At 72.6% G+C, this 24771-nt stretch carries 19 protein-coding genes; 6 read left to right on the forward strand and 13 right to left on the reverse strand.

Translation table 11 applies throughout. The features are described from left to right. Positions 1 to 5: 5 nt before the first annotated feature. Together ACQEVJ_RS16120 and ACQEVJ_RS16125 are read right to left on the reverse strand one after the other, a co-directional pair. Positions 6 to 647: a response regulator gene (locus ACQEVJ_RS16120; RefSeq protein WP_433101663.1), complete on the reverse strand. Its 642-nt coding sequence runs from the start codon at positions 645 to 647 to the stop codon at positions 6 to 8. Continuing rightward, the gene (locus ACQEVJ_RS16125; protein WP_433101665.1) at positions 647 to 2698 is read right to left on the reverse strand and encodes a DUF7134 domain-containing protein; all 2052 of its coding nucleotides are present in this window, start codon (positions 2696 to 2698) and stop codon (positions 647 to 649) included. The genes ACQEVJ_RS16120 and ACQEVJ_RS16125 overlap by 1 nt, the downstream gene beginning before the upstream one ends. Positions 2699 to 2866: 168 nt before the next feature. On the opposite strand from ACQEVJ_RS16125, the gene ACQEVJ_RS16130 reads away from it, so the two are divergent. Continuing rightward, the gene (locus ACQEVJ_RS16130; RefSeq protein ID WP_433101667.1) at positions 2867 to 3466 is read left to right on the forward strand and encodes a hypothetical protein; all 600 of its coding nucleotides are present in this window, start codon (positions 2867 to 2869) and stop codon (positions 3464 to 3466) included. A 13-nt stretch (positions 3467 to 3479) separates the two neighbouring features. On the opposite strand, the gene ACQEVJ_RS16135 is transcribed toward ACQEVJ_RS16130, so the two are convergent. Both ACQEVJ_RS16135 and ACQEVJ_RS16140 read right to left on the reverse strand, forming a co-directional pair. After that, a complete protein-coding gene (locus tag ACQEVJ_RS16135; RefSeq protein WP_433101669.1) occupies positions 3480 to 5084 on the reverse strand; it encodes an amidohydrolase in 1605 nt (534 codons plus the stop codon). Positions 5085 to 5094: 10 nt separating this feature from the next. Beyond that, entirely contained in the window at positions 5095 to 6510 is a 1416-nt protein-coding gene (locus ACQEVJ_RS16140; RefSeq protein ID WP_433101671.1) for an NAD(P)/FAD-dependent oxidoreductase, read from the reverse strand. 196 nt (positions 6511 to 6706) lie between these two features. On the opposite strand from ACQEVJ_RS16140, the gene ACQEVJ_RS16145 reads away from it, so the two are divergent. Then, positions 6707 to 7783, forward strand: coding sequence for a GNAT family N-acetyltransferase (locus tag ACQEVJ_RS16145; RefSeq protein WP_433101673.1), 1077 nt, complete (start codon positions 6707 to 6709; stop codon positions 7781 to 7783). A gap of 71 nt (positions 7784 to 7854) precedes the next feature. Here ACQEVJ_RS16145 and ACQEVJ_RS16150 read toward each other — a convergent pair whose 3' ends face one another. After that, positions 7855 to 8421, reverse strand: coding sequence for a YciI family protein (locus ACQEVJ_RS16150; RefSeq protein ID WP_433101675.1), 567 nt, complete (start codon positions 8419 to 8421; stop codon positions 7855 to 7857). Between the two features lie 37 nt (positions 8422 to 8458). Here ACQEVJ_RS16150 and ACQEVJ_RS16155 point away from each other — a divergent pair, with 37 nt between their 5' ends. Continuing rightward, positions 8459 to 9355 (forward strand): hypothetical protein, encoded by an 897-nt coding sequence (locus tag ACQEVJ_RS16155; protein ID WP_433101677.1) that lies wholly within the window; start codon positions 8459 to 8461, stop codon positions 9353 to 9355. A gap of 242 nt (positions 9356 to 9597) precedes the next feature. On the opposite strand, the gene pgl is transcribed toward ACQEVJ_RS16155, so the two are convergent. Genes pgl through tkt form a run of 6 tightly spaced genes read right to left on the reverse strand, consistent with a single transcriptional unit; the run spans position 9598 to position 17949 of the window. Beyond that, entirely contained in the window at positions 9598 to 10377 is a 780-nt protein-coding gene (pgl, locus tag ACQEVJ_RS16160) for a 6-phosphogluconolactonase (protein WP_433101679.1), read from the reverse strand. Beyond that, on the reverse strand, positions 10374 to 11297 hold the full coding sequence (locus ACQEVJ_RS16165; protein ID WP_433101681.1) for a glucose-6-phosphate dehydrogenase assembly protein OpcA: 924 nt from the start codon (positions 11295 to 11297) through the stop codon (positions 10374 to 10376). Before ACQEVJ_RS16165 ends, pgl begins: the two co-directional genes overlap by 4 nt. Before the next feature lie 37 nt (positions 11298 to 11334). Then, positions 11335 to 13014, reverse strand: a complete 1680-nt coding sequence (gene zwf, locus ACQEVJ_RS16170) for a glucose-6-phosphate dehydrogenase (protein ID WP_433101683.1) — start codon at positions 13012 to 13014, stop codon at positions 11335 to 11337. A 46-nt stretch (positions 13015 to 13060) separates the two neighbouring features. Next, positions 13061 to 14686, reverse strand: coding sequence for a glucose-6-phosphate isomerase (locus ACQEVJ_RS16175; protein WP_433101685.1), 1626 nt, complete (start codon positions 14684 to 14686; stop codon positions 13061 to 13063). Between the two features lie 7 nt (positions 14687 to 14693). Next, complete coding sequence (gene tal / locus ACQEVJ_RS16180) at positions 14694 to 15797, reverse strand: transaldolase (protein ID WP_433101687.1); 1104 nt, start codon at positions 15795 to 15797, stop codon at positions 14694 to 14696. 10 nt (positions 15798 to 15807) lie between these two features. Beyond that, positions 15808 to 17949 (reverse strand): transketolase, encoded by a 2142-nt coding sequence (gene tkt, locus ACQEVJ_RS16185; RefSeq protein ID WP_433101689.1) that lies wholly within the window; start codon positions 17947 to 17949, stop codon positions 15808 to 15810. Between the two features lie 213 nt (positions 17950 to 18162). Here tkt and ACQEVJ_RS16190 point away from each other — a divergent pair, with 213 nt between their 5' ends. Then, entirely contained in the window at positions 18163 to 19116 is a 954-nt protein-coding gene (locus tag ACQEVJ_RS16190; RefSeq protein WP_433101691.1) for a heme o synthase, read from the forward strand. A gap of 100 nt (positions 19117 to 19216) precedes the next feature. On the opposite strand, the gene ACQEVJ_RS16195 is transcribed toward ACQEVJ_RS16190, so the two are convergent. Next, positions 19217 to 20767: a N,N-dimethylformamidase beta subunit family domain-containing protein gene (locus ACQEVJ_RS16195; RefSeq protein WP_433101693.1), complete on the reverse strand. Its 1551-nt coding sequence runs from the start codon at positions 20765 to 20767 to the stop codon at positions 19217 to 19219. 145 nt (positions 20768 to 20912) lie between these two features. Here ACQEVJ_RS16195 and ACQEVJ_RS16200 point away from each other — a divergent pair, with 145 nt between their 5' ends. Both ACQEVJ_RS16200 and ACQEVJ_RS16205 read left to right on the forward strand, forming a co-directional pair. Then, positions 20913 to 22346: a PrsW family intramembrane metalloprotease gene (locus ACQEVJ_RS16200; protein ID WP_433101695.1), complete on the forward strand. Its 1434-nt coding sequence runs from the start codon at positions 20913 to 20915 to the stop codon at positions 22344 to 22346. Between the two features lie 226 nt (positions 22347 to 22572). Further along, positions 22573 to 23652 (forward strand): lytic polysaccharide monooxygenase auxiliary activity family 9 protein, encoded by a 1080-nt coding sequence (locus tag ACQEVJ_RS16205; protein WP_433101697.1) that lies wholly within the window; start codon positions 22573 to 22575, stop codon positions 23650 to 23652. A 375-nt stretch (positions 23653 to 24027) separates the two neighbouring features. Here the strand turns inward: ACQEVJ_RS16205 and ACQEVJ_RS16210 are convergent, their stop codons facing one another. Next, entirely contained in the window at positions 24028 to 24768 is a 741-nt protein-coding gene (locus tag ACQEVJ_RS16210; protein ID WP_433101699.1) for a SanA/YdcF family protein, read from the reverse strand. Between the last annotated feature and the right edge of the window lie 3 nt (positions 24769 to 24771).

The following is a 24771-nucleotide window of genomic DNA, read 5'->3' on the forward strand; positions in this document are numbered from 1 at the left end:
CGGCGTCAAAGGCCGCATTCATAGGCCAGCACCACCACCTGGATCCGGTCGCGGGCCCCGAGCTTGGCCATGATCCGGGAGACATGCGTTTTCACGGTGGCCTCGCCGACGAACAGCTCGGCGGCGATCTCGGTGTTCGACAGGCCCCGGGCCACCAGCCGCCAGACCTCGACCTCACGCGGCGTCAGCCGGTCGGCGCCCGGCGGCAGGGCGATCCTGGCCGGAGGACGCCGCGTGTACGCCTCGATCAACCGGCGCGTGACCGACGGAGCGAGCAGGGTGTCCCCGCGGACCGCCGTGCGCACGCCCGCCACGAGTTGCTCGTCCGGAAGGTCTTTGACGAGGAAGCCGCTGGCTCCCGCGCGCAGTGCCTCGTAGACGTACTCGTCCAGGTCGAACGTGGTCAGCATGATCACGTGGACGTCGGGCATGGTGGCGAGGATCTGGCGTGCGGCGGCGAGCCCGTCGAGCCGGGGCATGCGGATGTCCATCAGCACGACGTCCGGCCGCAGGTCACGGGCGAGCGCGACGGCCTCGTGCCCGTCCCGCGCCTGGCCGGCGACGTCGATGTCGGGCTCGGCCGACAGAATGGTGCGCAGCCCGGCCAGCACCAGGGGCTGGTCGTCGGCGAGCAGGACGCGGATCATCAGGCGGCCTCCTCCAAGGGGAATACGGCATGTACGCCGAAGCCGCCGTCGGGCCGGGGGCCGGCCGCGAACGAGCCGCCGCAGGCGGCGCTCCGTTCGGCCATGCCGCCGAGGCCGTGGCCCGCGGCGGTGAACAGCGTCGACCGGTTGGCGGGTGCGGTGTTGCTCACATCGACGGCCAGGGTCTTCTTCGTGCGCGTGATTCGGACGCGGACGCACGCGCCGGGAGCGTGCTGGGCCGCGTTGGTCAGTGCTTCCTGGACGATCCGGTAGGCGGCCGTGTCGATCGCGCGCGGCAGCGGCGCCTCGTCGGTGTACGCCCCGGTCCCCGTGTCCGTGCGTGTGTCCGTGCCCACGTCCAGGATCACCCGCAGCCCACACCCGCGAGCCCTGTCGGCGAGCGTCGGCAGACCGCCGAGCCCGATCGTGGCGGGGACGTCGGCGAGTGCGAGTGAGAGCAGGAGCGGGCGCAGCTCGCCGAGCGCCTCCGCGAGGGTGCGGCGCAGCACGGCCACGTGCTCCCCGGCCAGGTCGGGGTCGGTGTCCCAGACCCGCCTGGCGGCGCTCGCCTGCAGGACGATGACGGTCATCATGTGGCCCGCGGCGTCATGGAGATCCCGGGCCAGGCGGACGCGCTGTTCGCCCAGTGCGCCGGCTGCCTTCCTCCGGTTCTCCTCCGCCACGGCGATGGCGGCCTGCGCCCGCGTGGCGAGCGCTTCGGCGGCGGTGCGCAGCGCGCGGCCCGCGGCCCAGCAGCCCGCGATCACCGCGGCCGCCCCTGCCGCCTCCGGCGCCGTGATCAACGCGGCGGGACTGGCCAGGCCGACGGCCGCACAGCCGAGCAGGCAGAACGCGAGACCGGCCAGCGCCCTGCGGATCGGGCAGGCCGCACCGACGAGGAACGGCGACACGACGAGGACGCCGCATGCCGGAAGGCCGTCAAACGGGTCGGGGATCGCGTTCGCCGCCGTGTAGGCCACGGTGAAGGCCAGACAGATCGCGGCCGAGGCGAGCGGACGCCGTTTGGCCCACGCCAGCGGGGCCGCGATGCCCGCGGCGAGGAGCGCGGCGCCCACGGTGTGCGCGGGCCGGCGAGCGAGATCGGCGTGCGCCCCCGCGAGATCGCCGATCAGGAGCGCCCCGGCCAGCACGGTGGCGAGGGCCGCCGACGCCGTGTCCCGCCAACCCGAGGTGACCAGCGCCCACTCGCCGGCCGGGCGGAGCCCGCTCCGGCTCGTGTCCGGCAGGTCCGCGGCGGCGAGCGCCGCCCGCACCTGCGCCCGCAGCTGTGCCACCTGCCGGACCGGCCGCCTGCCGTCGGGGCTCGGCGCCCGAAGCTGCCCGACCAGCGTGCGCATCCGGGTCAGCAGGTCCCGTGCGATCCGCTCCAGGGCGGTGACGTCGGCCAGCCCGGTGACCCCGGCGTGCCGCCCGGCCTCGTCCAGGCCGCCGAGGAGAAGCTCCAGAGCGGCGAAGATCCGTTGCCGTTCGCGCGCAAGCTCAGCGGATATCCGTTCGTCCCGCGCGGCCCGCAGCCGTTCGGTCCCCGCGTCCAGCCGCCGGCCGAGCCGGTCACGCGCTCCCACGACGCCGCCGACGACCGCCGGCGCCAACACCAGCAACGTCACCAGGAACGTATCGGCGGAGGCGCGCGAATACCCCTGCGAGGGTGCCAGGTACTGGGCGGTCACCACACCGGCCGTGGCCAGTGCCAGGCCCGCGACGAGCGGCCAGGTCGACGCGTACGCGCCGAGCGAGTATGTGGCGATCATGATTGCGAGAAACGCCGGAGCCGTGCTGCCCTGAGGGCAGGCGACGACCTCGACCACGGTGACGACGATCACCACGGCGACCGTCGTCGCGGGACGGCGACGGCGGTGGGCGAGGGCCAGCAGCCCTACCGCCGCGACCACCGCCCCCACTCGCCCGCTCGGGACCGCCGGCCCGTCCAGGGCCGTCACCACGGCCATGACCAGCGTGAGCGCGGCCGCGAGCAGCAGATCGCCGCGGACGGCCGCATCCCATCGGGGCAGGGGGAAGAGCTGGTCCATCGCCCGAAGGTTAGGCCCCGTCCGCTTTCGTGTCGTCCCACCACGGGCGGATTCCTGGCTCACACGGCGGGCGGACCGGATTTCCCCGTGTGGCCGGACGACCGGCGACGCCCCGGTTCCTAGTGTCGTCGCCGACCCCGTCGGAAACCGCCATGAGGGAGAAGAAAGATGACGACATCGACCCCGGCTCACACCGGCCCGGCCCGCCTGCCGTACCGGCTGGCCCAGACCGGCCTCCTGACGGGCGCGGCGTCGGCCGCCGCGCTCGCCCTGCTCGACCTGTTCACCTCCGTGCCGCAGCACGACCGGCTGATAGACGCCGCCGACTACGCCTTCACCGTGGACGGGTTCCCCCTCGCCTTGGGCATGCTGGTATCGGTCGCGGCGATCCACTCGCTGCACGGCGGCCAGGACGGCCGGCTCGGCTCGGTGGCGCTCGTGCTCACGACCGTCGGCATGCTCGGCTTCCTTCCTCCGCTCGCGGTGTCGCTCCTCAGCGGCGACGCCGAGTCGCTCGGCCCGGTCTACCTCCTGTCCATGCTCGTCTCCCTGATCGGGCTGGTGCTCTTCGCGGTCGCCCTGATTCTCGCCAGGGCCCTGCCCTGGTGGGCCGGTCCGTCGCTGGCGGTCGGCTGGGTGGTCGGCGGCCCCGTCGGGGAGGGCGGCCCGCTCGGCTTCCGCGGCTCGGCGCTGCTGCTCGCCGCGGCCTGCCTCGCCGTGGCGTTCGCCGTGTCCCGGCACCGCTCCGCCCCGGCCGTGAACCGCTGAAGCGCCGTCCCGGTCAGCCGTGCACCTGCTCGCCGTCGAGGAACGTCATGACGACCTTGGTGGTCCAGATGTCCTTCTGGTCGAGGGCGAAGGGGTCGCGGTCGAGGACGACGAGGTCGGCCGGGCGGCCCTCCTCGATCACCCCGGCGGGGGAGCGGTTGATCCAGGCCGACCCGGCCGTGTACGCGGTCATGACCGCCCGCAGGTCGAGGCTCTGCTCCGGCAGGAAGGGCGTCTGCGCCGTGGGGTACGTCGCGTGGACAGAACCGCCAGGCTCGGTGCGGTTGACCGCCACGTGCATGGCCTCCAGGGGGTCGGCCGAGGAGACCGGCCAGTCCGAGCCCCCGGCGAGGCGGGTGCCGTGCCGTACGAGGTCGGCGAAGGGGTACTGCCAGGAGGCGCGCTCCTCGCCGAGGTAGGGGATGCACAGCTCGTCCATCTGCAGGTGGTGGGTCGCCCACAGCGCCTGCAGGTTGGCCGTGACGCCGAGCTCGGCGAAGCGCGGCACGTCCTGCGGCGTGATGATCTGCACGTGCGCGATGTGGTGCCGGTTGGCGGGGTCGGTGCCGGTCAGCGCGTCGAGCGCCTCGCGCACGGCCCGCTCGCCGATGGCGTGGAAGTGCACCTGGAAGCCCAGGGCGTCGAGCTCCTTGACGTACCCGCCGAGCAGCGCCGGGTCGACGTACGACAGGCCGGTGCCCCCGCAGCGGCAGTAGGGCTCGATGACGGCGGCGGTGAAGTTCTCCGGGATGCCGTCCTGCATGATCTTGACCGAGGTCGCCCGGAACCGGTCCAGGCCCTCGGCCGTCGCGCGCCGCTCGACCAGGCTCGGGATCTGCTCCGCGCCCTGGGCGCGGTCCCACCACAGGGCGCCGACCACGCGCGCCTTCAGCCGCCCTGAGGAGGCCGCGGAGATGTAGGTGGGCAGCTGGTCGTCCGACCCGGCGTACGACCCGACGATGGCGTCCTGCCAGCCGGTGATGCCCAGAGAGAACAGGTGGGCCTGCGCGTCCATCAGCGCGGCGTCGACGTCGGCCGGGGTCGGGCGCGGGGTGAGCAGGCCGACGAGGTCCATGGCGCCCTCGTGCAGCACGCCGCTCGGCGTGCCGTCCGGGTCGCGCTCGATCCGGCCGTCCGCGGGGTCGGGAGTGTCCTTCGTGATGCCGGCGAGCTCAAGCGCCCGCGTGTTGACCCAGGCGGCGTGGTGGTCGCGCTGCACGAAGTACGCCGGCCGGTCGAGGAAGTCGATCTGCGACCGGTGGGGGAGGCCGCCGGGGAACGCGGCCATGTCCCAGCCGCCGCCGTCGATCCACTCCTTGTCCGGATTCCTCGCGGCATAGCCGGCGATCTCCGCCGTGTAGGCGTCGAGCCCGTACACCTCGGACAGGTCGCACTTGGCCCGCTCCAGCCCGGCCTGCACCGGGTGGACGTGGGCGTCGGTGAACCCCGGCGTCAGCAGGCCGCCGCCGAGGTCCACCGGCTCGGCGGCGGGCGCCAGCCGTACGAGGTCGAACTCGGCGCCGACGGCGGCGATGACGCCGTCGCGGACGAGGACCGCCTCGGCGAACCCGCCGGGGACGAAGACGCGGCCGCCACGGAACAGAAGGGAGGAACTCACGCGATGCCTTTCAGTGCCCAGTGATCTTGTCGGCGATCCTGGCCAGTACGGACGTCCTGGTCATGCCCCTGCTCTCGCGGGCGTCGGCCAGGCGGTAGAGACGGTACATCGAGTGGACGCCGAGCCAGCGCAGCGGCTCGGGCTCCCACGAGCGCACCCGCCGGTCCACCCACGGCATCCGGGTCAGGTCGGTCTCGCGGCGCAGCACCAGGTCGCACAGCGTGCGTCCGGCGAGGTTGGTGGTGGTCACGCCGTGGCCCGTGTAGCCGCCCGCCCAGCCGAGGCCGGTCGCGGGGTCCAGGTGGACGGCCGAGCACCAGTCGCGCGGCACCCCGAGCACGCCCGACCAGGCGTGCTCCACCCGCGACCCGGCGACCGCGGGGAAGAACGCGATCAGCAGGTCCCACAGGGCGTCCACGGTCCAGGCGTGCGTGTGCCCCCGCTCGTCGATCCTCGACCCGTACAGGTAGGGCCTGCCGCGCCCGCCGAAGGCGATGCGGTCGTCGGCCGTCCGCTGGGCGTACATGTAGTAGTGCGCCATGTCGCCGAGCAGCTCGCGGCCCTGCCAGCCGATCTCCGCCCAGACCTGCTCGGGCAGCGGCTCGGTGACGATCATGGAGCTGTTCATGGGCAGCCAGTCGCGGTGATGACCGGCGATGGTGGCGGTGAACCCCTCGGTGCAGCGCAGCACGTGGTCGGCCCGCACGGTTCCGTACGGCGTGACCGCCGCTGCCGGGTGTGTCGTTCGGCCCGGCGTGATCGCGGTGACCGGGGTCCGCTCGTAGATCTCGACGCCCAGGTCCCGTACGGCCCGTGCCAGGCCGCGGACGAGCTTGGCCGGCTGGATCCTGGCGCAGTGCGGGCTCCAGGTGGCCCCGGTGGCGCCCGCCACGCGCAGCCGGTCCTTCATCTCGTCGGTGGTCAGCAGCCGGACGTCGTCGGCGTCCCAGCCCCAGGCGCGCTGGCCCGTCAGCTCCTCGCGCAGCCGCAGGTCCTGCGCGGGGCCGCGGGCGACGGTGAGCAGGCCGCCCTTGACGATGTCCGCGTCGATGTCCTCCTCGCGGGCGACGCGGATGACCTCGTCGACGGCATCGAACATCGCGCGCTGCAGCCGCTCGGCCGCGTCCCGGCCGTGGGTCTTCGCGTACCGCTCGGGCGAGCCGGCCAGCGCGCCGGTCAGCCAGCCGCCGTTGCGTCCCGACGCGCCGAAGCCCGCGAACTCCTTCTCCAGCACGACGACCCGCAGCGACGGGTCGGCCTTCTTCAGGTAGTAGGCGGTCCACAGTCCGGTGTAGCCCGCGCCGACCACGGCCACGTCGGCCTGCAGGTCGCCGCCGAGCGGCTCCCCGGGCGCGGGCACCCCCAGCGACCGGTACCAGAAGGACACCTCACCGTTGACGAAACCGGGCGACAGGGGAGCGGTCATGGTGCACATCCTGCTATATCCGTGCTGATCTCGCCATTCGGCGACGGATGTCGTGGAGATCCGTGGAGACACACGCGGATAACCGTAGTCGTAACGCGCTACGTCGAAAGGAAACGATCGGCTCACCGCTGTGTAGCAAACATGTAACACCGCTCCGGCACCCTGAAGACCAGCGCAACGGAGGGAGCGGGTACCGATGGGGTTCTTCCGGATTCGTACGACGGTGGACGAGCGGCCCGGGCGGCTGGCGTCGCTGGCGACCGCCCTGGCCGACAAGGGCGGCAACATCCTGGGCCTGTCGGTGCAGCCCGACACGGACGGCACGGTCGACGAGTTCGTCACGGACATCCCCGCCTCTCCCGAGGCCGTACGCGAGGCGCTGGAGGCCGCGGGCGGGCGGCGGGTGCGGATCGTGCCCGCCACCGCGCACGAACTGACCGACGAGCCGACGCGTACGCTGCTGCTCGCCGCCCGGCTGCGCTCGGCTCCCTGGCGCCTGCCGGAGATCCTGGGCGAGCTGCTGCGCGCCGACGACGCCCGCTGGGTGTACGGCGCGGCCGCCGTACGCTCACGGAACGAGGACGGCGAGCGGGACGAGGGGGAGGCTCTGGAGCTGCCCGACCCGACCCTTCTGGTGGTGCCCGTGGCGCCGCGGCGGTCGATCCGGCTGCGCCGCTCCGGGCTCCCGTTCACCCTGACGGAGGCGGCCCGCGCCGCCGCGATGGTGAGGCTGGCGCAGCCGCCGGCGGAACCGTCCGCGGCCGAGGGGCCGGTGCGGCTCGCCGACGGCGCGGAGGTGCAGGTCAAGCCGCTGACCGCGCTCTACCGCGAGGCGCTGCGCGACCTGCACGAGCGCTGCTCGCCTGAGACGCGCAGGTTCCGCTACTTCACCGCCAACCCCAACCTGCCGCCGCGCGTGTTCGACCGGCTGTGCGACCGGGCCCGCGGCCAGTCGCTCGTCGCGGGGCACGACGGCCAGGTCGTCGCGCTCGCGTCGCTGATGTTCACCGCGGACCCGGGCATCGCGGAGATCGCCTTCCTCGTGGAGGACCGCTGGCAGGGCCGGGGACTCGGCGGCCGGCTGGCCAGGACGCTCCTCGCCCAGGCCAGGGACCTCGGCTTCGCCGAGGTGCGGGCGACGCTCCTGTACGACAACGCGCGCATGCGCAGACTGTTGAACTCCCTCGGCGCGACGCTCACCCACACCGAGGATCCCGGTGTGATGGAGGCGCGGATCGCCGTGGGCGTGATGGCGACGGCATCCCCGAGCTGACGTCCTCACGGGTGATCCTCCTGGTCCGGCGTAGCTCAGGGCGCCGGACCAGGACGGGTCGCCGCGGTTCGTTACCGCCGCCCGCCGAACTCCCAGTCGTGCACCTCGATGTCGGCGTACCGGTCCCGGGTCAGGACGGCGCGTGCCGTATCCGGGTCCTGCGCCCGGACCAGCAGCGCCGTACCCAGCCAGGTGGCGCCGTCGTCGGACAGCAGCGGCCCATACGCGATCAGCTCGTCCCGGTCGGGCGGCGGGACGAGGTCGGCGGCCTCCCCGGAGCCCAGGCCCAGCACCAGATATCGGTTGCCGCCGTCCCGGCCGCCGGGGAAATCCCACATGGTGCGCCCCAACACGTTGCGCCATCGGCGCACCATCACGTCCCGATACGCACCGGCCTGGTAGTTGGGCTCGTCGAAGGCGAAAGCACGAGCGGCGGCGAGATCCGGCAGGTCGACGATGTGCACGCTGCCGGTGGCGACATCGGTGACACGGTCGAAGGTCGGGCCACGGGCGATCATCTCCGCGGCGTACCGGTCCATGTAGGACCAGTGCTCTTCGAGCAGTTCGTCGCGCAGCGCCCCGGAGCCGGGCCGATCGCGGTGATAACAGAAGAACTCCATGCCGAGAGTACCTACCATTGTGGAACGCCACGGGGAACTCAGGTACACGTGGTCTGTGGACTTCGACGAGGCGGCCGACCGGCTCTACGGCATGATGCCCGAGGAGTTCACCTCGGCCCGCGACGCGCTGGCCAAGGAGGCGAAGGCGGCCGGCGACGCCGCGCCGGCCAAGCGGATCAAGGCGCTGCGCAAGCCCACGGTCGTCGCCTGGGCCGTCAACCGGACGGCCAGGGAGCGCGGTGAGGAACTCGGCCAGCTGCTCGACCTCGGCCGGCGGCTGCGGGAGGCCTGGCGGGCTCAGGACACCGACGCCCTGGCCGAGGCGGGCCGCGAACGCACTCCGCTCATCGCCCGCCTCGTGCGATCCGTACGCGAGGAGGCGGAGGCGGCCGGGCATCCGCTGGCCCCCACGGCCGACCTGGAGATCGAGCAGACCCTCGACGCCGCCGTGGTGGACGAGGACGCGGCCGAGCAGGTGCGCCGGGGCCGGCTGACCCGCCCCCTGAGCTACAGCGGCTTCACTCCCGCCCCGGTCGTACGGCCCGCACCCGAACCGGCGGCGCGCGCACAGCCCGCGCCGAAGGCCGGACGCGAAGCCGAGCACCGGGCCGCCGAGGAAAAACGCCGGAAGGCGGAGCGCGAGCGCCGTATCAGGGAACTGGAGAGTGCCCTCGCCGAGGCCGAGCAGGCCGCGCAGGAGGCGGAGCGGGGCCGCGCCGACTGGGAGGCCGAGCGGGCCGAGGCCGTAAGCGAGCACGAGCGGCGCTCGGCCAAGGTCGAGACGCTGACGGCCAGGCTGGCCAAGGCCAAGGACAAGCTGAACGCGGCCGAACACCGGCTGGAGGTCGCCCGCCGGGAGGAGACGAACGCAGAACGCGCCGCCCGGTCCGCCCGCCAGCGTGCCGACCAGGCCCGCGCCGCCCTGGACGAGGCGCGATCCGCCCAAGAATGAAGGCGAGGCAGGGAAGGAGCGGAGCGGGCGGGAGGGAGGACCGCAGCGAAGGCCCAGCGGAGCGGGCTTCGCGAGGACCGGAGCTTCCGCCCGGCGCAGTGACGTCTCAAACGGCCGGGCTGGGGCCGGTTCGTCGTGGCCTCCGACCTTGACGAACATCTGCGAGCGTGCGCAGTCGGTTGGAAACGGAACGGCCGGGCTGGGGCGTGTGCCCCGGCCCGGCCGTTCCGCTGTGATCTCCGTCAGGGGGAGGCGATCCGCCCCATGGACGGTGGGATCTTGTGCGCGGCGGCGCGGTCGAGCAGGAACAGCGTGCGCTGCCGCCCGCGCGCCCCGGCGGCCGGCACCTGGAACGGTCCGGCGTCGGACAGCGCCATCCTGACCGCCTGCGCCTTCTCCTCGCCCGCCGCGACGACCCAGACATCCCTGGCGGCCCGCAGCGCGGGGAACGTCAGCGACAGCCGGGTCGGCGGCGGCTTGGGGGAGCCGTGCACGGACACGACCGGCCGCTCCTCCTCGTAGATGGCCGGCTGGCCGGGGAACAGCGAGGCCACGTGGCCGTCGGGGCCCATGCCGAGCATCAGCACGTCGAACGAGGGCACCGGCCCGTGGTCCTCCGGCCTGGCCGCCTTGGCCAGCTCCACCGCGTACGCGTCGGCGGCCTCCTCGGCGGTCATCCCCGAGTCGGGGCCGGGCATCGGATGCACCCGCGCCGGGTCCACCTCGACGTGGTCGAGCAGGGCCTGGCGTGCCCCGGTCTCGTTGCGCTCGGGATGGCCGGTCGGCAGGAACCGCTCGTCACCCCACCAGATGTCGAGCGCCCGCCAGTCGATGGCGTCGTGCGCCGCCGTCCCCGCGAGGGCGGCGAGCGTCGCGATGCCCACGGTGCCGCCGGTCAGCACCAGGTGCGCGGAGCCGCGGGCCGCCTGCGTGTCCACCAGCCGCGTGATGAGGCGGGCGGCCACGGCCTGGGCCAGCAGTTCGGCGTCGCGGTGGACGATGACGGTGGGAACGCCGGTCACGCCCGTCCCCGCCCCTTCATCTCCGCCAGGCGGCGGATCGAGGCGGCGTAGATGTCGTCCGGGTCGAGCCTGCGCAGCTCCTCGGCCAGCAGCTCCGAGGTCGGCCTGCGGGCCAGGGCGACCCGCCGGTCGGGGTTGCCGGGCCGCGACAGCGTGGCGAGCCTGGCGTCGCCCCTGCTCACCGTCAGCTCGCCGCCACCCTCGATCGACAGCCGCACGCCCGTCAGGCCGGGGCCGCCGGAGGCGACGACCTCGATCGGCGCCTCCAGCCGGTCGCACAGCCAGGCGGCCAGCAGCGGCGCGCTCGGGTTGCCCGGCGCGGCCTCCACCACGCCCCCGGTGATCTTCCCCATGGGCTGGTCGAAGGCGGCGGCCAGCAGGCTGCGCCACGGCGTGAGCCGGGTCCAGGCCAGGTCGGTGTCGCCGGGGACGTAGCTGCCGGCCCGCGAGGAAATGGCGGTGACCGCGTCCGCGGCCGACCTGGCGTCCATGATCCGGCGGCTGCCCAGGTGCCCGATCGGGTGCTTGGCGGGGATCTCCGGGCACTCGCCCGGCCACCACACCACCACCGGCGTGTCGGTGAGCAGCAGCGGCGTGATCACCGAGTCGGCGTGCTCGGTCAGCTCGCCGTACAGACGCAGCAGCACGACCTCGCCCGGCGCCGACTCGCCCACGCGGATCTCCGCGTCCAGCCGGTTGGGCTCGGCCGGGTCGCGGATGATCACCATCAGGATGCGCGAAGGGTGCTCGCGCGCCGCATCGGTGGCCGCGCGCAGGGCGTCGTACTGCCCCGCCTCGTCCACCACCACGACGAGGGTCAGCACCATGCCGACGGCGGGCGCGCCCATCTGGTGCCGCAGGCGGGTAAGCGTCGAAGAGATCTTCGACGCGGTCGTCTCGGTCAGGTTGAAGGTCGTCACACCGCTCTCCGCTCGCTCCGCCTTGGATACGTCGCGCTCACAGCCGCCTCCAGGCGCGGCCGTCCCTGGCGAGCATCGCGTCGGCCGAGGCGGGGCCCCAGGAGCCGGACGCGTACCCCTCGGGCTGGCCCTGGGAGGCCCAGAACTCCTCGATCGGGTCGAGGATGTTCCACGACAGCTCCACCTCCCGCTGGTGCGGGAACAGCGGCGGGTCGCCGATGAGCACGTCGAGCAGCAGCCGCTCGTACGCCTCGGGGGAGGACTCCATGAACGACTCGCCGTAGGCGAAGTCCATGTTGACGTCCCTGACCTCCATGGCCGTGCCCGGCACCTTGGAGCCGAAGCGCACCGTGATGCCCTCGTCCGGCTGGACGCGGATGACCAGCGCGTTGTGCCCGAGGATCTCGGTGTCGTCCTTGCTGAACGGCAGGTGCGGCGCCCGCTGGAAGACGACGGCCACCTCGGTCATCCGGCGGCTGAGCCGCTTGCCCGTACGCAGGTAGAACGGCACCCCGGCCCACCGGCGGTTGGCCACCTCCAGCTTCACCGCGGCGTACGTCTCGGTGGCGGAGTCGGAGGAGATGCCCTGCTCCTCCAGGTAGCCGACGACGGGCTCGCCGCCCTGCCAGCCCCGGACGTACTGACCGCGGGCGGTGCCGGTGGCCAGGTCGGCGGGCAGCTTGACGGCCCGCAGCACCTTCTCCTTCTCCCGGCGCAGCGCGTCGGCGTCGAAGGAGGTGGGGTCCTCCATCGCGACCAGCGCGAGGAGCTGGAGCAGGTGGTTCTGGATCACGTCGCGAGCCGCGCCGATGCCGTCGTAGTAGCCGGCCCGGCCGCCGATGCCGATGTCCTCGGCCATCGTGATCTGAACGTGGTCGACGTAGCCGCGGTTCCAGATCGGCTCGTACAGGGTGTTGGCGAAGCGGAGCGCCAGGATGTTCTGGACGGTCTCCTTGCCGAGGTAGTGGTCGATCCTGAAGACCGAGCTCTCCGGGAACACCGCGCTGGTGATCGCGTTGAGCTCCTGGGCGCTCTTCAGGTCGTGCCCGAACGGCTTCTCGATGACGACCCGGCGCCAGGAGCCCTCGGGGCCCTTGGCCAGGTTCGTCCGCTTGAGCTGCTCGATCACGAGCGGGAAGAACTTCGGCGGCACCGACAGGTAGAACGCGTAGTTGCCGCCGGTGCCCCGGGTCTCGTCGATCTCCTTGAGCATCATGGCGAGCACGTCGAAGGCGCCGTCGTCGCCGAACTCGCCCGGGCAGAAGTGGATGCCCTCGCTGAGCTGCTTCCAGACCTCCTCGCGGAACGGCGTCCGCGCGTGCTCCTTGACCGCCTCGTACGTGACCTGGGCGAAGTCCTCGTGCGCCCAGTCGCGGCGGGCGAAGCCGACCAGGGAGAAGCCCGGGGGCAGCAGCCCCCGGTTCCCCAGGTCGTAGATCGCCGGCAGCAGCTTGCGCTTGGCGAGGTCGCCCGTGACGCCGAACAGCACGAGCACGCAGGGCCCGGCGACCCGGGGCAGGCGCCGGTCACGCGGGTCGCGCAGCGGGTTGGCGGCCACGGTCAGCTCGGTCGTCGCGGTCGTGGCGGCCTGAGCGGCGGCCAGGACCGCCTGCTCGACGCCCGTCAGCTCGTCCCCCGCCTGCTGCGCGGCACCGCGCGCCTCCGGCGCCTGCAAGGCGTCGTCGGCGGGGGCCTGCGGCTCCTGTTGCTCCGTCATGTGTCCTCCCTGCGGGCGGGCCCTTCGCCAGTAACGCATCGCATGGTCAGAGCTCCTCCGCCACGGAGAGCAGGTGCCTGACCCCGGCGACGCGATCGGTGAGGTGCAGGCGCACGGCCGGCCTGCCGCGGGAGGTCAGGGCTCCCAGGTCGCCCAGCGCCTGCGCGAGCTGCAGCCTGCCCAGGGTGTAGGGCTTGCCGGGGACCTCGACGTCGTCGGTCACCGCCCCGGTGATCTGCAGGAACACGCCCGACGCCGGCCCGCCCTTGTGATACTGGCCGGTGGAGTGCAGGAATCGCGGGCCCCAGCCGAACGTGATCGCGTGGTCGGTGCGGTAGTCGAGCAGCGCCCGCAGGGTGGCGACGTCGGCGCTCGCCCAGGTCTCGGTCATCTCCTCGAAGGACGCCTCGCCGACGACCGCCGCGTCGAACGCGGCCTCGCGGTCGAGGTACGCCATGATCGCCAGGTAGCCGCGCTCGGGAATCGCGCGCAGCAGCCAGGTGAGGACGTCGGCCAGGTTCTTCAGGTCGCCGGGCAGGTCGCCGTACACCTCGACCGGGCCGTCGGTGAGCATCGGGGTGCCGGTCGGCAGCGGGCCGTCCCCCGCCTCCTGCAGGATCCTGGTGGTGTTCTCCTTCGACTCGGCGACGTTCGGCTGGTCGAACGGGTTGATCCCGAGCACCCGGCCCGCGATCGCCGTGGCGTACTCCCAGACGAGGAACTGCGCACCGAGCGGGCCGTCGACGGCGGTGCCGCTTTCGGGCCCGATGGTGACGAGGAACTGGTCGTCCGCCTCGGCGGCCTCGGCGCCGACGACGGGCAGGATGCCCTTGCCCTCCTTGCCGGTCGACTCGGCGATGAGCTGCTCGATCCAGTCGGGCAGGCCCGTGATGTCGGACGGCGCGTCGCGCAGGATCAGCTTGTCGCGGCCGTGCAGCGCCCGCGCGCCGAGCAGCGCGCCGAGCTCCAGGCCCGGGTTGCCCTCGTCCTGCGCGAGCAGCGGCGCCACCGCGGCGGCGTCGTCGAGCAGCTTGGCCACGTCGGCGCCCGCCAGGGCGCTCGGGACCAGGCCGAACGCGGTGAGCGCGCTGTAGCGGCCGCCCACGTTCGGGTCGGCGAGCACGACCGGGTATCCGGCCTCGATGGCCGTCCGCTCCAGCGGGGAGCCGGGGTCGGTGACGACCACGATCCGCTCGGCCGGGTCGATGCCCGCGTCCCGGAACGCCTGCTCGTAGACGCGCCGGTGGCTGTCGGTCTCGATCGTGCCGCCGCTCTTGCTCGCCACCACCACGATCGTGCGGTCGAGCCGGTCGGCGAGCGCGCGCCGCACCTGGTGCGGGTCGGTCGTGTCGAGGACGGTCAGCGGCACGTCCTCGGTGGCGCAGATCACCTCGGGGGCGAGGGAGGAGCCGCCCATGCCGGCGAGCACCACGTGGTCAAGGCCCTCGGCGCGGGCCCGCTCCACCAGCTTGGCGATCTCCGGCAGCAGCTCCCGGCTCGCCTGCGGGAGGCCGAGCCAGCCCAGCCGGATCGCGGCCTCGGACTGCGCCTGCGGGCCCCACAGCGTGGAGTCGCCCGCGGCGAGGGCCGCGGGCACCCCCTCGGCCACGAGCTTGTCCTCGACCGCCTTGACGGCGTCCGCCTCGTCGCCGAGGGTCACCTCGATTGTCATATGCAGCTCAGGCCTTCCGCAGCTCGCCGTCGACGGTTTCGAGAAGCTCGCTCCAGGACGTCTCGAACTTCTCGACGCCCTCCTCCTCCAGCGCGCGGACGACGTCGTCGTAGTCGATGCCGGCCTGCTTCAGCGAGGCCATGACGTCCCACGCCTGCTGGTAGAAGGGGCGGATCGTGTCGCCCGAGATCCGGCCGTGGTCGGCCGAGGAGTCCAGCGTCTTCTCCGGCATGGTGTTGACGACCCCGGCCGTGACCAGCTGCTCCACGTACAGAGTGTCGGGGTAGTCCGGGTTCTTCACGCCCGTGGAGGCCCACAGCGGGCGCTGCGGGTGCGCGCCGGCCGCGCGCAGCGCCTGCCAGCGCGGCGAGTTCATGACCTCCTCGTACGCGGCGTACGCCAGGCGGGCGTTGGCCACGGCGGCCTTGCCCTTCAGCTCGGCGGCCTCCGGCGTGCCGATCTTGTCGAGGCGCTTGTCGATCTCGGTGTCGACGCGGCTGACGAAGAACGACGCGACCGATTCGATCGTGGCCAGGTTGAGGCCGTTGGCCTTCGCCTTCTCCAGCCCGCTCAGCCAGGCGTCCATCACCTGGCGGTACCGCTCCAGCGAGAAGATCAGCGTGACGTTGACGCTGATGCCCTCGGAGATGGCCTGGGTGATCGCCGGCAGGCCCTCGACGGTCGCCGGGATCTTGATGTGCACGTTGGGCCGGTCGACCAGCCACCACAGCGCGCGGGCCTCGGCGATCGTCGCCTCGGTCTTGCGGGCCAGGCGCGGGTCCACCTCGATCGACACGCGCCCGTCGACGCCGCGGGTGGCGTCGAAGACCGGCCGCAGCACGTCGGCCCCCCAGCGGATGTCGAACGTGGTGATCGCGCGCACGGCCTCCTCGACCGTGACGCCGCGGGTGGCGAGGTCGCGCAGCTGCGCGTCGTAGGCGTCGCCCTTGCTCAGCGCGGAGGCGAAGATCGTGGGATTGGAGGTGACCCCCGTCACGTTCTTGTCGCGGATCAGGGCGGCGAGGTTGCCGGAGCGCAGCCGCTCCCGGCTGATGTCGTCGAGCCAGATGGAGACTCCGGCGTCGGATAGCCGCTTCAGATTCTCATTCATCCTTCGTCCCTCAGTTTCCGGTCGTCTCGCCCTTGTCGGCGCCCGTCTTGGCCAGGCTGGCCTTGGCGGCGGCGACGACGCGGTCGGCGGTGAGGCCGAACTGCTCGTAGATCGTCTTGTACGGCGCGGAGGCGCCGAAGTGGTCGAGACCCAGGACCTCGCCCGCATCTCCCACGAACTCGCGCCAGCCGAGCGTGATTCCCGCCTCGACCGCGACCCGGGCCTTGACGGCGGGGGGCAGCACGGTCTGCTTGTAGGCGGCGTCCTGCTCCTGGAACCACTCCACGCACGGCATCGAGACCACGCGGGTCGGGATGCCCTGCGACTCCAGGATCGTGCGGGCCTCGACGGCGAGCTGGACCTCGCTGCCGGTGCCGATGATCACGACCGCGGGCTGGCCGTTGGACGCGTCCTGCAGGACGTAGCCGCCCCGCGCGACGGCGTCGGGGTCGCCCGCGCCGTCCAGGGTGGGGACGTTCTGCCGGGTCAGGGCGAGGCCCGCCGGGCGGTCGTTGTGCTCAAGGACGGCCTTCCACGCGGCCGCCGTCTCGTTGGCGTCGGCCGGGCGGACGACGTCCAGGCCCGGGATCGCGCGCAGCGCCCACAGGTGCTCGATCGGCTGGTGGGTCGGGCCGTCCTCGCCGAGGCCGATCGAGTCGTGCGTCCAGACGTAGGTCACCGGCAGCTTCATCAGCGCGGCGAGCCGCACCGACGGGCGCATGTAGTCGCTGAACACCAGGAACGTGCCGCCGTACGGGCGGGTGCCGTTGTGCAGCGCGATGCCGTTCAGGATCGCGCCCATGCCGTGCTCGCGGATGCCGAAGTGCAGCGTGCGGCCGTACCGGTTCCCGGGGAACTCCTTGGTCTGGTACTCGTCCGGGATGAAGGACGGCTCGCCCTTCATCGTGGTGTTGTTGGACTCCGCGAGGTCGGCCGAGCCGCCCCACAGCTCCGGCAGCACCGGCGCGAGCGCGCTCAGCACCTCGCCGGACGCCTTGCGGGTGGCGACCTGCGAGCCGATCTCGAACGACGGCAGCGCCTTGTCCCAGCCCTCCGGCAGCTTGCGCTTGGAGATGCGGTCGAACAGCTCCGCCCGCTCGGGGTTGGCCTCGCGCCAGCTCTGGTAGCCCTTGTCCCAGTCGCCATGCAGGGCCCGGCCGCGCTGGACGACCTCACGCGCGTGGTCCAGCACCTCGGCGGGGACCGCGAAGCTCTTGTCGGGGTCCATGCCGAGGACGCGCTTGGTCGCGGCGACCTCGTCGGCGCCCAGGGCCGAGCCGTGGATCTTGCCGGTGTTCTGCTTGTTCGGCGCCGGCCAGCCGATGATCGTGCGGAGCTTGATGAACGTCGGCCGCTCGGTTTCGGCGCGGGCCGCCTCCAGCGCGTCGTACAGCGCCTGGACGTCCTCCTCGTAGTCGCCGGTGGCGGTCCAGTCGACCTCAAGGACCTGCCAGCCGTACGCCTCGTAGCGCTTGGCGATGTCCTCGGACAGGGCGATCTGGGTGTCGTCCTCGATGGAGATGTGGTTGGAGTCGAAGACCACGGCCAGGTTGCCGAGCTTCTGGTGGCCGGCGAGGGCGCTGACCTCGTGGCTGATGCCCTCTTCGAGGTCACCCTCGGAGGCGAAGCACCAGATCATGTGGTCGAACGGCGAGGCGCCCTGCGCCGCGTCGGGGTCGAACAGGCCGCGCTCGCGGCGGGCCGCCATGGCCATGCCGACCGCGTTGCCGATGCCCTGGCCGAGGGGGCCGGTCGTGGTCTCCACGCCTGCCGTGTGGCCGTACTCGGGGTGGCCCGGGGTGAGGCTGCCCCACTGCCGGAGCGCCTTGAGATCGTCCAGGGTCAGGCCGTAGCCGGACAGGTAGAGCTGAATGTAAAGCGTCAGGCTCGAATGCCCGCAGGAAAGGACGAACCTGTCCCGTCCCGCCCACTTGGGATCCGAGGGGTCATGACGCAGGACCCGCTGGAACAGAAGGTAGGCGGCGGGCGCGAGGCTCATCGCGGTGCCGGGGTGACCCGATCCCGCCTTCTCCACGGCGTCCATCGCCAGGGCCCGCACGACGTCGACCGCCTGCCGGTCAAGGTCACTCCACTCAAGGCTTGCGCTGCTCAACTGCTCGATCCCCTCTTGTTTTCGCGCCGGTTCTGGCATTTCCCGCCCACAGGGGACCCTAACGGGTTCCTCGTAATACCGTTTGGTAGCCACCTCGGTAACAGAGCCTGTGGCTTCGGCCCCGGTTCGGGGACCACCTGCGGTGGCGACTACAGTGATTGACCAAGTGCCGGCTGCTGCCCGGAGACAGGCTGCCCGGAGATCCGCCCTAATCAGAGGTTACGCGTTGACCCCGCACGTGTTGGAAGCGCCTTGACGGTCCTGACGAACAAGCAGACGGTGGCCCCCCTCGGGTCCACCGCGACGGCCACGGCTCCCCGCTCCATCGGGGCGCTCGTGAAGGCCTACGTGGCGCTCACCAAGCCCCGGATCATCGAGCTGCTGCTGATCACGACCCTGCCGGTCATGTTCCTCGCGGCGCACGGTCTGCCCAACCTGTGGACGGCGACCGCCACCATGGTGTTCGGCACCCTGTCGGCGGGCAGCGCGAACGTCTTGAACTGCTACATCGACCGGGACATCGACCGGACGATGCGGCGCACCCGCAGGCGGCCGCTCGCCAAGCATGACGTGTCGCCGATGGGCGCGCTGATTTTCGGTGTGATCCTCGGCACTCTTTCCACGCTCGGGCTCGCGCTCACGGTCAACGGACTGGCCGCGGCGCTGTCGCTGGGCGCGATCCTGTTCTACGTCTTCGTGTACTCGCTGGTGCTCAAGCGGCGCACGTCGCAGAACATCGTGTGGGGCGGCATCGCCGGCTGCATGCCGGTGCTGATCGGCTGGGCCGGCATCACCGGCGGGCTTTCGTGGGCCCCGGTCGTGCTGTTCGGCGTCGTGTTCTTCTGGACGCCGCCGCACACCTGGACGCTCGCCATGCGCTACCGCGAGGACTACGCGGCTGCCGAGGTGCCCATGCTCCCGGTGGTCGCCACCGAGCGCCGGGTCGTCCAGCAGGTCGTCGCCTACACCTGGGCCACCGTGCTCTGCTCGCTGCTGCTGTGGCCGATCGCCGGCACGTCCCTGCTGTACCCGGCCGCCGCGCTCGTGCTCGGCGCGGTCTGCCTGGTGGAGGTCTACCGCCTGCTCGGCCGGGTGAACGCCGGCAAGACCGGCGTCGACCTGCGCCCGATGCGGTTCTTCCACTGGTCGAACATCTACCTGGCGCTGCTGTTCCTCGCCGTCGCGCTCGACTCCCTGCTCGTCTGATTCGACGCTCGCCTGACTCCGGCACCGCTGGGCGCACGACTCCCTGCGGCGCCGGCCGGCTTGACGATCGGGACGGAAGAGACGGCCGGCGCGTGCGGCGTCAGGCGCGGTAGGTGCGGCGGACGTTGTCGTCGGGCGTGGGAAGGCGCTCGGCGGCGGGTCCTTCGGCGAAGCCCTTCAGCAGGTTGGTCGTCGCGGTGGTGACGAAGGCCCGCGTACGCGCGCCGATCCCATGGGCCCGCGGCAGATCGCGGGTGCCCGCCATGAGCGTCTCGGCCCACCGCATGGTCCCCGAGGCGAACACCCCGGCCCCGCTCTGCACCGTGTAGTAGGCCGCGTCGGCGAAGCTGGGCCGCCCCACGCAGGTCACCGGAGAGTGGGCGAGGATCTGCAGCGGCCTCGGCGTCGGCACGTTCGTGTTCACCCGGTCGTACTCCACCCCCACGAGGTGCGGGAACGCGTCACCGCGGCGCACGCCGGTGCCCGCGAAAAGCCAGTGGCCGGGCTCGTGCACCACGAACGGCGCGTCCACGGGATACCCGTCGTAGTACACCCCGACGAGCGACGACTCGGGGTCGGCCTTCGGCGCCGCCCTGAAGTCGGTCGTCGCCAGCGACGGGCGCGTGCGGACCAGCGGGTCGCGGTCCACCGCGGTCTTGTAACAGACCACCAGCCTGCCGTCCTCCTCCATGCGGACGCGGCGGTAGCAGGTGTTGGCGCCCAGGAAGGCCAGGTTGGCGCCCGCGTCGCGGGCCTCGGTCACGGTGCGGCGCACCCCGGGCGTCCAGTACTCGTCGTGCCCCAGGAAGATCACCGCCGCGGCGCCGGTGAGCACGTCGTCGCCGGCCTCCAGGTCGCCGCCCGTCGTGTACGCCAGGGGCAGGCCGAGCCGTTCGGCCAGCGCCACCACCGGCCGCTCGTGGATGAGGAACTTCTCCATCCCCGTGCGGTCGTAGGGGCGTTCGAAGCTGACCGCGAGCGAGCGGCTCTCGTAGCGGCCGTCCTCGCCGTAGTAGAGGCTGTAGCCGCCCCACCGGTTGTACGCCTGCCAGGTGGGGGTGGCGTGGACCAGGACCGTGCGGCCGGCCCCGGAGGCCGAGCGCACGACGAGCGGCACGTACCGCTGGTGGCCGCGCTCGGTGTCCAGGCGCAGCAGGTAGGCCCCCTCCGGCCAGCCTTCGGTGGACACGTTCAGGGAGCGCCGCCACCCGGCCCGTACGGTGCGGGTGTCGCCGACGAGCCGTCCGCGGCCCTGGTCGCGCCCCCTCATCCACCCCGAACGCCACACCCGGCGGGCGAGTGTGCCGCCGTACCAGCCCATCCGGTAGGCCGTGATCCGGTAGCGGCCCTCGGTGGTGGAGACGTGCAGCCCGAACGTCTCCCCGGGCAGCACGCTCGCGCGGTCGCTGTAGCCCTCGATCGCCTCGTCGGGGCCGCGCCTGCGCGCCCGCCAGTCCGGGTCGCCGGGCAGCAGCCGTTCCTGCGCCGGCTTCCTGGCCGCCGTCGTGGAGGCGGGAGAGGACGTGGGGGAGGCGGGAGCGGATGCTTCCCGGGACCCAGGCGCGCATGCGGCGACCGAGCCGACGACGGCGGCGCACGCGACACGGAGGAAACCGCGTCGTCCGAGCCCGTCACGTGGTGCGACATCCATGATCGCCCATTGTGCCCGTAACCGGGACGTGCTCGGGACGGCCGACGCGCCCGGCCTGCGAGATACTTGTCCCGGCACGGAACGCATGGGGATCTTTTGGGGCCGGAGGAGGACCGCGGCGGGCGTGGTCGGTTACAGTCGCACAGTGGCAGGCCTCGACCCCCGCGCCGTTCTCAGGGAGCGTCCGTCCATCGGCCTCATCGTGGGTCTGGTCGTCGCCGGAATCTGCGCCCTGGTGTCGTTCTCCTTCGACATCATCAACGGCGAGCCGGTCCAGTTCTTCATCGCGCTCGGGCTCGCCGTGGCTCCGGTGCCGCTGCTGCTCGCGGGCGTGCTCGCCCTCGACCGCATGGAACCGGAACCGCGCAGCAACCTGATATTCGCGTTCGCCTGGGGCGCCGGCATCGCCGTCCTGCTCGCCGGCGTGCTCAATTCGCTCAACCTCGTCTACGTGGCCCATCAGCTCGGGGACACGACCAGCGCGCGCAACCTCGTCGCCACCTTCGGCGCCCCGCCCGTGGAGGAGACGGCCAAGGGGCTGGTCCTGCTCGGGCTGCTGTGGTTCCGGCGGCAGGAGCTGGACGGGCCCACCGACGGGATCATCTACGCCAGCATGGTCGGGCTCGGCTTCGCCATGTCGGAGAACGTCAGCTACTACCTGGCCGCCCTGGAGGAGAACGGCGCGCAGGGGCTGGCCGCCACGCTCGTGCTGCGGGCCGTGCTGTCGCCGTTCGCCCATCCGCTGTTCACCTCCCTGATCGGCATCGCGGTGGCGTACGCCGCTCAGCGCGGGGGCGCGGTGGGGGTCGTCGTCATCGTCATCGGGTGGATCGGCGCCATGCTGCTGCACGGCCTCTGGAACGGCTTCGCCTCCTTCGGCGGCCTCGGCGGGCTCGCCATCGCGTACCTGCTGCTGATGATCCTGCTCATCATCGAGCTCATCGTGATCTTCCGGGACAGACGCCGGATCGTCGGCCTGATCCAGCACTACCTGCCGCCGTACGAGCGCAACGGGCTGATCAACCAGGCCGACATCTTCATGCTGTCGTCCCTGCGCCGGAGGCGGCAGGCCAGGGCGTGGGCCAAGGCCCACGGCGGCAGGGCCGGGGCACGGGCGATGATCGACTACCAGGTCGCCTCCACCGAGCTCGGGCTGCTGCACGCCCGCGCGGCCCGGGGCGGGGTGGACGAGGAGACCTTCCGCGCCCAGCAGCGGTCGCTCGCGGACCTCATGGCCTACACCCGGCTGTCGTTCCCGCTGCCTGAACGCCACCAGGCGAACGCCGCGCGGGGGGTGCCCCCGCCGGGGTACGCGCCGGGCGCCCCGCCCCCGGGCCGGTGGCCCGGCAGCGGCCCTGCTGTGCCGCCCTGGTACGGGCAGCAACCGGGCGGGCAGGGATACGGTCCGCCGACGGGCGGGCAGGGATACGGTCCTCCGCCGGGCGGGCCGCCTCCCGGGTACGGGCAGCTCCCGGGCGGTCCCGGACAGCCTCCAGGTCCGCCACAGGGCCCGCCGCAGGGCGGTCCGGGCCCCGCCGGTGCCGGGCCGGGTCCCGGGCCCGGCGACCCGCGTCGCTGATCCCGCGGCGCTGATCCCGCGGCGCTGATCGCGCGCCGCGGCAAGATCGCGGCACCGCTTGGCCCGGACGGCCGGTGCGTGTTTCAATCACTGTGCGCGGTGGCCACTTGATGGGTGGGCTCCAGGAGGGCGTGCGGCGATGCCGCACGCGTTCTTCTCGTACGACAGCCCCGAGACGGCGCGCCCTTCCCCGAAGGCGTGCCCGCCCACCATGAGGAGAACCCCAATGCAATCCCCGCGTGTGAGATCGCTGTCCCTGAGATCCGGGCGCAAAATCGCCGTCCTCTCCGCGGTGGCGGCCGTGCTCGCCGGCCTCGTCGCGGTCCTGACGCAGACCGCGGCCGAGGCGCACGGCGCCCTGCAGGCCCCCGCGAGCCGAACGTACGCGTGCTACACCGACGGGCTCACCGGCGGCCAGATCATCCCGAACAACCCCGCCTGCAAGGACGCGGTGGCGGCCGGCGGCACCCAGCCCCTCTACGACTGGTATGGCGTGCTCCGCTCCGACGGGGGCGGCCGGACCCGGGGCTTCATCCCCGACGGCCAGCTGTGCAGCGGCGGTTTCAGCAAGTACGCCGCCTATGACGCGCCCAGGGCCGACTGGCCGACCACCACGCTGAAGGCCAACAGCACGTACGACTTCGTCTACGGCGCGTGGGTGCCGCACCCCGGCGGCTTCAAGCTCTACGTCACCAAGGACGGCTACAACCCGACCAAGCCGCTGACGTGGGCTGACATGGAGGAGCAGCCGTTCCTCACGGTCGACCCCGAGCCCGCGGTCAGCAACGGCGCCTACCGCTTCTCCGGCAGGCTGCCCGACAAGAGCGGCCGGCACATCATCTACGCGGTCTGGTACCGGTCGGACAGCCAGGAGACCTTCTACGGCTGCTCGGACGTGAACTTCATCAAGGACACCGCCACGCCCAGCCCCTCGCCGAGCGTCAGTCCCAGCGCCACCCCGAGCGCCACGCCCAGCAAGAGCCCCTCGCCCTCCCCGACCTCCGGGAACCCGGCGTGCACGGCCACGGTGAAGCTGACCAACACCTGGCAGGGCGGCTTCCAGGGCGAGGTCACGATCAAGAACACCGGCACGGGCCCGCTCAACGGCTGGTACGTCCAGTGGCAGATGTCGAACGGCGCGACGATCAACCAGGCGTGGAACGGGACGTCGATGCAGAGCGGGCCGTTCGCGATGATCCACGCGCCGGAGTGGAACTCCTCACTGGCCCCGGGGGCATCGGCCACGGCCGGGTTCCTCGGCACCGGGTCGGCCACGCCGTCGATCAGCGACATCAGCTGCGGCTGAGTGGGTCCCGGCGGTGCCGGGCGGCCGGGCGGGGCCTGTTCTCGCCGGGTGCGGCCCGGCACCGGAGTCCGCGGGAGACGCCCGGGGAGGCCGTCACGGCGGCTCCCCGGGCGTTGCGCGATGGGTGGGCGGAGGAGGATCCGCCTCGTACCCGCGGTGCGATAGCCACTGTGGGTGTGGCCTCACCTCCCTCTGGGGATGGTGGGAGCGCTCCCACATGGCCCGGACCCTAACGCGCCGCGCCGTCACCGGCCAGCGGGCCCGCCTCCGCCCGCCCTGTCCGCCCAGCTCACGGCGGGTCGTCCGATGAAAGTTTCGCCCCGCCGCCCCGCGCCGCCCCGCGCCGCTCACCGGGGCCGCCGGGGGGGGCGGGAGTCAGCCGGCCAGCGCCCGGTCGAGCGCGGTCTCGCGCCGGCCGAGGAACCGCGGCGAGGAGTGCAGGACCAGGCTGTCCAGCAGGGCCTTGGCCGAGGCGGGGAACTCCCTGACGGCGTAGGCCACCGTCTCCACCGGCCAGTCGCGGCTGGAGTCGTCGCCGACGCCGAACGCGTCCAGCCCGGCCGCGCGGCACAGCGCGACGGCCCTGGGGAGGTGGAACACCTGGGTCACGACGACGAGACGGGACGCACCGAAGATCGTCTTGGCCCGCACGCAGGAGTCCCACGTGTCGAACCCGGCGTAGTCGAGCACGATCTTTCCGGCCGGGACGCCGTGCGAGATCAGGTAGCCGCGCATGATCGAGGGCTCGTCGTAGTCCCTGCGGCTGTTGTCGCCGGACAGCAGCAGGGCCCGCACCCTGCCCGTGCGGTACAGCTCGGCCGCGATGTCGAGCCGGGCGCTCAGCATCGCGCTGGGCTTCCCGTTCCAGACGCCCGCGCCCAGCACGAGCGCGGCAGGCATCGCGGGCACCTCGGCGGTCCAGCGCGTGCCCGGCTCGGCCGTCACCCGGTGGGCGGCGCTCGTCAGCCAGGCCCAGGTCATCGGCGCCAGCGGCAGCACGCTCAGGGCGACCAGCGCCTGGAAGGCCCGGCGCAGGGCCGTACGGGACCAGGTCCAGGGGCGGCCGATCCGCGACAGGACGCCCTTGCGCGACGAGGAGCCCGGTAAGCCCTCCACCTC

The sequence above is a fragment of the Microbispora sp. CA-102843 genome, assembly GCF_050936215.1.
Taxonomy (GTDB): domain Bacteria; phylum Actinomycetota; class Actinomycetes; order Streptosporangiales; family Streptosporangiaceae; genus Microbispora.